3 protein-coding genes are annotated in these 1,871 nt (G+C 61.6%); 2 read left to right on the top strand and 1 reads right to left on the bottom strand.

All coding sequences use genetic code 11. The annotated features are described in order from the left end of the window. The coding region (locus EN781_RS31640; RefSeq protein ID WP_127400688.1) for a DUF3775 domain-containing protein at positions 1 to 354 on the bottom strand (354 nt) is incomplete at its 3' end. A gap of 201 nt (positions 355 to 555) precedes the next feature. Between EN781_RS31640 and EN781_RS31635 the strand changes: the two genes are divergently transcribed. Then, entirely contained in the window at positions 556 to 1,089 is a 534-nt protein-coding gene (locus EN781_RS31635) for a tetratricopeptide repeat protein (RefSeq protein ID WP_126058734.1), read from the top strand. A 283-nt stretch (positions 1,090 to 1,372) separates the two neighbouring features. Further along, entirely contained in the window at positions 1,373 to 1,846 is a 474-nt protein-coding gene (greA, locus tag EN781_RS31630) for a transcription elongation factor GreA (RefSeq protein ID WP_126058735.1), read from the top strand. Positions 1,847 to 1,871: the final 25 nt, after the last annotated feature.

The following is a 1,871-nucleotide window of genomic DNA, read 5'->3' as shown; positions in this document are numbered from 1 at the left end:
CGTGCGCTTGTTGGCGCGCTCGCGCGCGGCGGCCAGCGCGTCCGCCCACTCCGAGGCGTCGTAGTCGCCGCGGCCGACCCAGGCCAGCGCGATGAGTTCGGCCGCCTCGTCGACATTGAGGTCGTCGATCAGTTCGCGCAGTTCTTCCTCGGTGAGGTTTTCCGAGCTTTCCTCGACGAGACCGTCATGATGGTGGCTGTCATGCGTGTCGCCGTCGAACTCGATCTCGTGCTCGGCGCCGTCGGCATAATCCTCATTGACGGCCGCGCTCAGCGCCTTCGCCTTGAGAATGAACAGGCGCACGGTGTCGGGACCGATCGAAAGCTCCCATTCCCGTTCGAGGCGCTGCTGCACTGGCCTTCTCCGCATCCTCCGTTGGCCGTTTGCCAGGATGATAGCCGATTTGTAGCGCGCGTCACGTGGGGTTCGGTCGTTTCCGGGCAAAATGCTGGAGGTCGGGGCTGAGGCGCAGGTTTTCAACGCCCCTCGTTTTTCCGGGATGAAACCGCTGACGGTCGGCGTTAGTATCGCATTGTCACGCTCCAGGAGGCTTCCATGCGCAGACGTTTGCTGATTCAAGTCATGGCCATCGCGGCTCTGCCGCTCTTTGTAGCGCCTGCCTTCACGGCCGGCGAAGGCGGTGGTGGCGGCGACCAGACTCCGAAGTGCAAGAAGGGCGAGGTCTGGGACAAGAAGAAGCAGAAATGCGTGACGCCTAAGTACGGCATGCTGGACGACGACAATATCTACGAAGCGGGCCACGACCTGGCGATGGCCGGACGCTATGACGAGGCGATCGCCGTGCTCAGCCTTGCGGCCAACAAGCAGGATCCGCGCATCCTCAACTATCTCGGCTATTCGCATCGCCATTCCGGCCGCATCACCGTCGGCCTCGGTTATTACGAGGAAGCCTTGCGCATCAATCCAGACTATACGCTGGTACGCGAATATCTCGGCGAAGCGCATCTCCAGATCGGCGACCTTGCCGGCGCCCGCGAACAGCTCAGCGAAATCGAGAAGCGCACCGGCAAGGGCTCGCGCGAATACGGCATGCTGGCCGAGCAGATCGACCATTTCCTGAGAAGCTGATTCGACCTCGACACCTTTCCGGCCGGCCGCGAGCGATCACGGCCGGCCTTTTGTTGCCGCGCCGGCAAATGATTGCTTTCGCGGCGATCGCCCTTGCGAAAGCAGCGGATGATTTTTCAAGACCGGATTTTTTGGCGTGAAAAACGCGCAAACATTGCTATATTCAGGCAAATTGCGGTGAAACGGTTCCGTTAGCCCAAGGCTGCCGGACCGTTTTCTTTTTGTACCCATCGACAAGGGCCATCCCCGAAAAGCGGGGGTGGCGGCAGGAAAGGTCAGGCATATGAACAAGGTCCCGATGACAGGCGAGGGGTTCGCGTCATTGAAGGAAGAACTGCGCTGGCGCCAGCAGGAAGAGCGGCCGCGCATCATCGAGGCGATCTCCGAGGCGCGTTCGCATGGCGACCTTTCCGAAAACGCCGAATACCACGCGGCCAAAGAGGCGCAGAGCCACAATGAAGGCCGCGTCAACGAGCTCGAGGACCTGATCGCGCGGGCCGAGGTGATCGACGTCACCAAGCTCAGCGGCGACAAGGTCAAGTTCGGCGCCACCGTGGTGCTGGTCGACGAGGACACCGAGGAGAAGAAGACCTACCAGATCGTCGGCGACCAGGAAGCGGACGTGAAGTCAGGCCGCATCTCGATCTCCTCGCCGATCGCGCGCGCCCTCATCGGCAAGGAAGTCGGCGACGCCATCGAGGTCAACGCGCCCGGCGGCGCGCGGGGGTATGAGATCGTCCAGGTGCAATTCATCTGAGGGGCTTTTGATAATTCCACTCTGG

The organism is Mesorhizobium sp. M4A.F.Ca.ET.090.04.2.1, assembly GCF_003999085.1.
In the GTDB taxonomy this organism is placed as follows: Bacteria; Pseudomonadota; Alphaproteobacteria; order Rhizobiales; family Rhizobiaceae; genus Mesorhizobium.
The sequence above is the reverse complement of the archived record's forward strand: the minus strand, read 5'-3'. Positions and strand labels throughout refer to the sequence as shown.